The sequence below is a fragment of the Paenibacillus pseudetheri genome (assembly GCF_924513355.1).
GTDB classification, from domain to species: domain Bacteria; phylum Bacillota; class Bacilli; order Paenibacillales; family Paenibacillaceae; genus Paenibacillus_AQ; species Paenibacillus_AQ pseudetheri.
This window is the reverse complement of record NZ_CAKMAB010000044.1, coordinates 45331-54003: the sequence shown is the minus strand read 5'-3', so window position 1 is coordinate 54003 and position 8673 is coordinate 45331. Positions and strand designations below refer to the sequence as shown.

At 42.9% G+C, this 8673-nt stretch carries 8 protein-coding genes, 1 tRNA gene and 1 rRNA gene; all 10 read left to right on the top strand.

The window, feature by feature from the left end:
- Positions 1-88 (top strand): 5S ribosomal RNA (gene rrf / locus L1028_RS26480); the annotation flags it as partial.
- A gap of 530 nt (positions 89-618) precedes the next feature.
- Complete coding sequence (gene guaB, locus L1028_RS26475) at positions 619-2076, top strand: IMP dehydrogenase (protein ID WP_234540954.1); 1458 nt, start codon at positions 619-621, stop codon at positions 2074-2076.
- 161 nt (positions 2077-2237) lie between these two features.
- Complete coding sequence (locus L1028_RS26470) at positions 2238-3584, top strand: D-alanyl-D-alanine carboxypeptidase family protein (RefSeq protein ID WP_234540962.1); 1347 nt, start codon at positions 2238-2240, stop codon at positions 3582-3584.
- 112 nt (positions 3585-3696) lie between these two features.
- Positions 3697-4578: a pyridoxal 5'-phosphate synthase lyase subunit PdxS gene (pdxS, locus tag L1028_RS26465; protein WP_042123186.1), complete on the top strand. Its 882-nt coding sequence runs from the start codon at positions 3697-3699 to the stop codon at positions 4576-4578.
- A 19-nt stretch (positions 4579-4597) separates the two neighbouring features.
- Positions 4598-5194, top strand: coding sequence for a pyridoxal 5'-phosphate synthase glutaminase subunit PdxT (pdxT, locus tag L1028_RS26460; RefSeq protein ID WP_234540953.1), 597 nt, complete (start codon positions 4598-4600; stop codon positions 5192-5194).
- A 73-nt stretch (positions 5195-5267) separates the two neighbouring features.
- A complete protein-coding gene (serS, locus tag L1028_RS26455) occupies positions 5268-6554 on the top strand; it encodes a serine--tRNA ligase (protein ID WP_234540952.1) in 1287 nt (428 codons plus the stop codon).
- A 68-nt stretch (positions 6555-6622) separates the two neighbouring features.
- Positions 6623-6711, top strand: a tRNA-Ser gene (locus L1028_RS26450).
- A 174-nt stretch (positions 6712-6885) separates the two neighbouring features.
- Positions 6886-7227 carry a hypothetical protein gene (locus L1028_RS26445; protein ID WP_234540951.1) on the top strand — a complete coding sequence of 114 codons (342 nt, stop codon included), beginning with the start codon at positions 6886-6888 and terminating at the stop codon, positions 7225-7227.
- A gap of 12 nt (positions 7228-7239) precedes the next feature.
- Positions 7240-7392 carry a small acid-soluble spore protein P gene (locus L1028_RS26440; RefSeq protein WP_060623882.1) on the top strand — a complete coding sequence of 51 codons (153 nt, stop codon included), beginning with the start codon at positions 7240-7242 and terminating at the stop codon, positions 7390-7392.
- A gap of 103 nt (positions 7393-7495) precedes the next feature.
- Positions 7496-8587: a hypothetical protein gene (locus L1028_RS26435; protein ID WP_234540950.1), complete on the top strand. Its 1092-nt coding sequence runs from the start codon at positions 7496-7498 to the stop codon at positions 8585-8587.
- Positions 8588-8673: the final 86 nt, after the last annotated feature.

Below are 8673 nucleotides of genomic sequence, written 5' to 3'. Positions count from 1 at the left end.
CGTACCCATCCCGAACACGACCGTTAAGCCCTCCAGCGCCGATGGTACTTGGACCGAAGGGTCCTGGGAGAGTAGGACGTTGCCAAGCACGCAAGACCACTGTTGAGTAATCGACAGTGGTTTTTTTGTTGTATTATTTAAGAATTCATTAGGGTTTATTTTGAGATACTACATTAGAGATAGGTGTAAGCATTGGTGATGGGTATGGTGGATTGTATAATTTCACCACCAAATGTCCACTCTGTGTGGACAATAGTCCAAGAATTCGCTTACGTGGGAGTCGTTTTTTGAATACCTACTCTGATGATGTAATGTTCTTGACAGTCCAAATGCCCTTTGCTAAGATGGCAATAATATATTTTTGGATAAGCATCTCAAACCTAAATTGAAGATATGAACTTGTTCTACTTCCAGATGTACAGAGTTGTCTGTCGTGAATGGACTTAAAGTCGAAGGTTCTTCTTTTAAATTATAAGAAGGTATAAGTTTCACGCTATACTTTATCCTTATAATTCTCGCATAAATGCTTACCATCCTTAAAAGGACGGCAAAGGCGTTTTAGCTTGTAAAGTTTGTAGGCGGGTATAATTTAAAAACAACCGAGGAGGAATGACCCAGGTGTGGAAAGATAAGTTTGGTAAAGAAGGTCTGACTTTTGATGATGTGCTGTTGGTTCCGCGTAAATCTGAGGTACTGCCGAAGGAAGTAGATTTGACTACAGTTCTAAGTAAGAATGTGAAGTTGAACATCCCGCTTATGAGTGCAGGTATGGACACAGTCACAGAAGCGGCTATGGCCATTGCTATTGCTCGTGAGGGTGGTATCGGGATCATTCACAAGAATATGCCTGTAGAGCAGCAAGCGGAAGAAGTGGATCGTGTAAAGCGTTCCGAGAGCGGAGTTATTACTAACCCATTCTCTCTTTCAGCAGAACATCTGGTATCCGATGCTGAACTGCTGATGGGTAAATATCGTATTTCCGGAGTACCGATTGTAGACAGTGACAACAAACTGGTCGGTATTCTAACTAATAGAGATTTACGTTTTATTCATGACTTTAATATTCCAATTAAAGAAGTTATGACACATGAGAATCTCGTGACTGCTGCTGTAGGTACGACACTTCAAGAAGCAGAAGGCATCTTACAACGTCATAAGATTGAGAAATTACCGCTGGTGGACGAGAATAACGTTCTTAAGGGCCTAATCACAATTAAAGATATCGAGAAGGCTATTCAGTTCCCTAACGGAGCGAAAGATGCACATGGTCGCTTACTAGTCGGAGCAGCTGTTGGTATCTCTAAAGATACATTCGAACGTACTGCAGCGTTAGTGAAATCAGGTGTCGATTTGATCGTCGTCGATTCTGCACATGGTCACCACATTAATATTATTGAAGCCGTTCGCCAAATTCGTGAGTTGTATCCTGATCTTACGATTGTTGCCGGTAACGTGGCTACAGGTGAAGCAACCCGTGAACTTATTGAAGCTGGAGCTTCTGTAGTTAAAGTAGGTATTGGACCAGGATCTATCTGTACAACACGAGTTATCGCTGGTATCGGTGTTCCGCAGGTTACAGCCATTTATGATTGTGCAACGGTTGCTCGTGAGTACGGTGTTCCTATCATCGCTGACGGTGGAATCAAGTACTCCGGTGAAATTACTAAGGCTATTGCCGCTGGTGCTCATGCAGTAATGATGGGAAGTATGTTTGCGGGTACAGAAGAAAGCCCAGGAGAATCGGAGCTTTATCAAGGCCGTAAATTTAAAGTATATCGTGGTATGGGTAGTATGAGTGCCATGAAACAAGGTAGTAAGGATCGTTATTTCCAGGATGACGATAAGAAGCTTGTTCCTGAAGGAATTGAGGGTCGTATCGCTTTTAAAGGGCCTCTTTCGGATACCGTTCATCAATTGATTGGCGGACTGCGTTCGGGTATGGGCTACTGTGGTACCAAGTCGCTCGAAGAACTTCGGAATGACACTTCTTTCATTCGCATCACAAGTGCTGGACTTCGCGAAAGCCATCCACATGATGTGCAGATTACGAAAGAAGCGCCAAACTACTCCGTGTAATGGACTAGAAAGACTATTTTTTGGACAGACAGGACTATTTCGTCCTGTCTGTCTTTTTTTGCGTGTACCCCTGTGTTAGAATAGAACAAGCTATTGATATGAGGTTTAAAGGAGAGTAGTAATCATTGAAGCACAAGCAGAAGTTTAACGGTAAGCAATTTATGATTAAGACAGCCACAGTAGGTCTACTTTTAAATATGTTAGTTTCCACTCCACTTCCGGCATTCGCTGAGGAAGGTACGACAACGACAATACAAGCTGGTACTGCAGCTCAAACCACTCAGAAAGCGGTAAAGATCCCTTCTGTGGAATCACTGGGTCTAAACTTGAAATCAGCGGTTCTAATAGAACCAACAACAGGTGAAATTCTTCTATCTATGAATGCAGATGAGGCTTTGCCTCCAGCTAGTATGACTAAGATGATGACAGAGTATCTTGTAGCAGAAGCGGTGAAGACAGGACAGATTTCATGGGATCAAAAAGTCATAGTAGGGGAAAATGCGTCTAAACAGGTTGGCTCACGTATTTTTCTAGCGGAAAAAGACGAGCATACGGTTGAAGAGCTGTACATAGCAATGGCTGTCGGATCTGCAAATGATGCTACAGTAGCTTTGGCAGAACTAGTTTCTGGATCAGAATTGGAATTCGTAGAGCTAATGAATCAGACTGCCCAGAAGATGGGGATGAAAACTGCCTATTTTGTTAATTCTACTGGATTAGACAAAGCTGACATGCCTAAGAAGTACCGCTCAACTGATAAAAAAGAAAACGTAATGTCAGCGATGGATGCTGCTATTCTTGCCAAATATATCGTTACTGATCATCCTGATTTTAATAGATTTACAACGGTTCAGTCTTATAAGTTCCGTGAACGCGATACTGCTCCAATGATTAACTTTAACTGGATGTTGGAATCGAATAAGAATATACAGAATTTTAAGGCTTATGCTTATGAGGGATTGGATGGTCTGAAAACAGGCCATACCGCTAGAGCAAAATATTGTTTTGCAGGTACAGCTGTACGTGATGGCATGCGTCTGATAAGTGTAGTAATGGGGGCTAATACAGAGCCGCACCGATTTACTGAGACGAAGAAAGTACTCGATTACGGATTTAATAATTTTGAAATCAAACAGGTCGTAGCCCCTAAAGCAGTGATAGCCGGCAACGAAACTGTACCAGTTCTTAAAGGGAAAAATAAAAAGGTGTCTGTAGTTACGGATGAAGCTGTTTCGTTTATCGTCCCTAAGGGAACAACCTCCCCTCAAATTAAAACAACCGTTGAAATAAATGATCCAGCAACCTTAGTTGCTCCTATAGAACAATCTGCTAAAGTGGGTAAGGTTACTTATTCCTACCAAGTTGAAGGCATGTCTGATGTTCAGCAGAAGACAGTTAATCTGATTACTGCTGAAGAAGCGGAGAAAGCCGGTTGGTTCAGTTTATTCCTTAGAGCCATTGGAGATTTCTTCGGCGATTTATTTACAGGGATCAAGAACTTGTTCTAATGAATTTAGTATCGAAAATTGCGTTAAATCCGAGTAAGTGGATTGTATATTTCCCTTCATTGGGGTAATATTACAAGTTAGATTAAGATAGATCATTCGGGGGGGCTAGGACATGGAAACTGGAACATCGCGAGTTAAAAGAGGCATGGCAGAAATGCAAAAAGGCGGCGTCATTATGGACGTCATGAATGCAGAACAAGCAAAAATTGCTGAGGCTGCTGGTGCAGTAGCTGTTATGGCTTTGGAACGCGTACCTTCTGACATTCGCGCGGCTGGCGGTGTAGCACGGATGGCCGATCCTACAATTGTAGAAGAGGTTATCAAAGTGGTAAGTATCCCTGTTATGGCTAAGGCTCGTATTGGCCATTACGTAGAAGCAAAGGTCCTGGAATCCTTGGGTGTTGACTATTTGGATGAGAGTGAAGTTCTTACTCCTGCTGATGAAGTCTTCCATATTAATAAACGTGAGTTCACTGTTCCGTTCGTATGTGGAGCTAAAGACTTGGGTGAAGCTTTGAGACGTATTAACGAAGGTGCATCCATGATCCGTACGAAAGGTGAACCAGGAACAGGCAATATTGTTGAAGCAGTGCGTCATATGCGCTTTATCAACAGTCAAATCCGCAAAGTAACCAATTTGTCCAAGGATGAGCTTTATAATGAAGCTAAGAACCTGGGAGTTCCTTATGAGCTACTGCTTGAAGTACATGAGCTAGGTAAACTACCGGTTGTAAACTTCGCTGCTGGCGGTGTAGCAACTCCTGCCGATGCTGCCCTGATGATGCATCTGGGTGCGGATGGTGTATTCGTAGGCTCAGGTATTTTTAAATCGGACAACCCTGAGAAATTTGCGCGTGCGATTGTTGAAGCTACTACACACTATACTGATTACAAACTGATTGCAGAAGTATCCAAGAACCTTGGTGCACCAATGAAGGGGATTGATATTGCAACTCTAACCCCGGCTGAACGTATGTCGGAGCGTGGCCGTTAATAGAGAGAAGGTTGCCCGGATGAAGATAGGAGTACTGGCGCTTCAAGGCGCTGTTACGGAGCATATTGTTAGTATAGAGAAGACCGGAGCAGAGGGCGTACCTATCAAGCGAGTAGAGCAGCTTGAGGAGGTTGATGGACTCATTATCCCCGGTGGTGAGAGTACAACGATTGGTAAGCTGATGAGAAAATACGGCTTCATCGAAGCTATACGTGATTTCTCCAATCAGGGCAAGCCGATTTTTGGAACATGCGCGGGTATGATTGTTCTGGCCAAACGAATTGCTGGCGACGAACCAGGGCATTTGGAGCTAATGGATATTACGGTGGCTCGGAATGCATTCGGTCGTCAACGGGAAAGCTTTGAATGTGATCTGGAGGTAAAAGGAATTGATGAGCCAGTGCGTGCTGTTTTTATACGTGCACCGCTTATCAACGAGGTAGGTCCAGGAGTAGATGTGCTTACAGTCTATAATGATGAGATTGTAACTGCGCGTGAGGGTAGCCTACTGGTTTCTTCTTTTCATCCAGAATTGACCGATGATTTCAGACTGCATCAATATTTTGCTGATATGGTAGAGGCTACTAAGCAAGTGCAACAACAGAATCGCATATAAGAACATCCTGACTCTTTCAAAGCTGTAAGCAGCAATTTGAAAGAGTTTAGGCTGTTTTCAGGAGGGAAACTTTGTGTTAGACGTAAAAGTATTACGCAGTGATTACGCTCGAGTTGAACAAGCCTTAGAAAAACGGGGTAAATCGCTGGATTTGATTGCTGATTTTCCACAACTTGATCTACGCAGACGTGAATTACTGCAAGAAACAGAGGGTCTTAAGAACCGTCGCAATACGGTATCGGGTGATGTGGCGAAGAAGAAAAAGAATGGTGAGCCAGCAGATGACTTAATTGCAGAAATGCGTACGGTATCTGACCGAATTAAAGAGCTCGATGACGAAGTACGTGAACTGGAAGTTCAGATTGCTGACCTTACTATGAGTATTCCGAATATTCCTCATGATTCAGTTCCAGTAGGGAAGTCCGAGGATGATAATGTTGAATTACGTCGCTGGTCGGAGCCCAAAGAATTTGGATTTACTCCAAAATCACACTGGGAGCTTGCACAGCAGCTCGATATTATTGATTTTGAAGCTGCAGCTAAGGTTACGGGATCTCGGTTTGTTTTCTATAAAGGATTGGGAGCACGTCTAGAGCGGGCGCTAATTAACTTTATGATGGATCTCCACAGTGGTGAACATAATTATGAAGAAATGCTGCCACCTTACATTGTGAATAAGGACAGCTTGTACGGAACAGGACAACTTCCTAAGTTTGAGGAAGATCTGTTTAAGCTGCGTGATACTGAATACTATTTGATTCCTACAGCGGAAGTACCTGTAACGAACTACTATCGCGAAGAGATTTTGACAGCAGCAGACTTACCTAAGTACCATGTAGCATACAGCTCGTGTTTCCGTTCTGAGGCGGGCTCAGCGGGCCGTGATACTCGTGGTTTGATTCGTCAGCATCAGTTCAACAAGGTGGAGCTGGTGAAGCTTACTACACCTGAATCCTCTTATGAGGAGTTAGAAAAAATGACATCAGATGCTGAGCGTGTGCTGCAGCTTCTTGGATTGCCTTATCGCGTACTTGGGCTATGTACAGCTGATATGGGCTTTACATCGGCTAAGACGTACGATTTGGAAGTGTGGCTGCCTGAGAGTGGAATGTACCGTGAAATCTCTTCTTGCTCGAACACGGAGGACTTCCAAGCGCGTCGGGCAAATATTCGTTTCCGTAAAGATCCGAAATCCAAACCTGAATTTGTTCATACACTGAACGGATCTGCTTTGGCTGTTGGACGTACTGTTGCAGCAATTCTTGAGAATTATCAGCAAGAGGATGGTAGTGTTCTGATTCCGGAATGTCTACAACCGTATATGCGCAATGTAAAATCGATCCAACCTAAAACTATTTAAGAAAATAGTTGCTTTTTCTCCGCACCATATGGTACAATTACTAATGCATGTGAAATTTATATGCATTTGGAGAGGTACCGAAGCGGTCATAACGGGGCGGTCTTGAAAACCGTTAGGGTGCAAGCCCACATGGGTTCGAATCCCATCCTCTCCGCCATTCCTTTATGAACTTTAAGAAATAAGCAGATAGAAACCGTCTCCTTTGGAGGCGGTTTTTTTGTTGTGCTTGAATTTAGAACAGTTTTAGTTATTGTTTGATGAACCTAGTTCCATTAAGAATAAAAAGATTGATTTCTCCGCAATGTATTAGAGAAGGAGGATGATCATAATTATGGACAGACAATTGGAAGTAGATCAGCATAATCTTGTCACGGCTTGGCAAGAACGTCTGCCTGCGTTAATGGACGATGGGGACAGTTTCAATGTACTAGCGGACGAAGGTGATCCGAATAGTCTGCTTATTCATTTCAATGCTGCTGGGCGTCAAGGTTACTCACTTGATTTTCGTTGCAGGTATGTAGATAGCAGGGAGGTCGCTGTTGATCTGCTTGATGTGGAGCAGAGTGGAATTCATATTGACGAGCATAGTGATGCAGTACAGCAATTGGCACAGCAGTATACACGACAAATTCATGAATGTGCTCAGGCTCTACAGAACATGACTAATCCTTAGGAGGAATGAACAATGTCAAAGCCAAAAAGTATTCCAGTTCCCGGGGCACAGCCCAACGATGGCGAGCGTAGAAAGGAGCATAATTCTTCTGCACCAGAGCCACTTTCTGGCTCTAAAAAGGTGAAGCAGGCTAATCATGTAGACCATCATAATCCGCAAGGTTAACAAATAAAAACAATAATAATTATAAAGAAGTGTTTCTTGATTTTTACAAATAGTTTATGATAAGAGGGGGAGATTTTTTTTTACATGGGAGAGGAGAAAAATAATGAACAAAAAATGGGGTTTATCGGCCGCGGCACTGTTGCTTACAGCAGCAGTAATTCTGCCAGGATGTGCAAGTAAACAGGAGGCGCCAAAAGAGGCCTTAAAATCAGCTGCTTCAAAAGCGACTACGATGTCTTCATATGAGATGAAGAGTAAATTCTCGATCAATGATCTAACCATCGAGACTGCTGATGCTGAATCAGCTGCAATGACCACACAGGTACTCAGCATGCTTAAGAATGCTGATATTACCGTCGACGGGGTTTATCAGGCTGATCCAATGCAGACAGAGCTAACTATGGTTCTGAATCTCAAGGGCGATATGAGCATGAGCTTCAATGTCCCTATGGTGATGACCACTGAGAAGTTGTATGTTAAGATTCCATCGATTCCGTTCTTCCCGATTCCAGAGACAATCGTTAACAAGTTTGTAGAGGTGGATCTGAAGGCGTTGGCAGAGCAAGAGGGTGCTGAGTTTAATCCAAGCTCTCTGGATACGCAGAAAATGCAAAAGTTCTCTAATGAAGTGATGGACACTGTATTAGCGGAATATGACGAAGGAAAGTATTTCAAAGAGCTTAGTCCAAAGGAAGCAAATTTACCAGAAGGTGTTGAAGCTAAACAAGTCGTTCAGTTCCAAGTGACTAACGATAATGTTAAAGAAGCAATCACTATCTTGGTGAATAACGCCCTGCCTAAAATTATTGATATCGTAAGCAAGGAAGAATACAAGGATATGCTGCAGATTAAAGATGCAGATCTAGCTAAGGCTAAAGAAGAACTTACATCAGGTGAAGCTAGAACTGAATTGGATAAAGGCTTAGCAGATCTTGATAAGTACCTTACCATCAACCAGTTCCACTATAATACTGCAATCAATAAGGACGGATACGCTGTGTATCAGGATTTATTGATGGATATTAAAGTAAATAATCCGGAAGATGGCACAAATGTGGCCTTCTCAGTAAATGGAACGGGCCAATACAGCAAGATCAACGAGAAGCCGGTATTCAAGATTGGTATCCCTCAAGGTGATGATGTAATTACAATGGATCAACTTGGAGAAGAATTCGGTGGTTTGGGAACTTATTAATCCCAGTTCGCAAGATAAAGACCCGCATGATGCGTATATTATACGCCCATGCGGGTCTTTTTTTAGGAAAAAAAGTAGTGCTCACT

Coding starts and splice junctions, on each gene's coding strand:
- L1028_RS26470 (WP_234540962.1), top strand. CDS start 2,238: ATGATTAAGACAGCCACAGTAGGTCTACTTTTAAATATGTTAGTTTCC.
- pdxT (WP_234540953.1), top strand. CDS start 4,598: ATGAAGATAGGAGTACTGGCGCTTCAAGGCGCTGTTACGGAGCATATT.
- pdxS (WP_042123186.1), top strand. CDS start 3,697: ATGGAAACTGGAACATCGCGAGTTAAAAGAGGCATGGCAGAAATGCAA.
- L1028_RS26435 (WP_234540950.1), top strand. CDS start 7,496: ATGAACAAAAAATGGGGTTTATCGGCCGCGGCACTGTTGCTTACAGCA.
- L1028_RS26440 (WP_060623882.1), top strand. CDS start 7,240: ATGTCAAAGCCAAAAAGTATTCCAGTTCCCGGGGCACAGCCCAACGAT.
- L1028_RS26445 (WP_234540951.1), top strand. CDS start 6,886: ATGGACAGACAATTGGAAGTAGATCAGCATAATCTTGTCACGGCTTGG.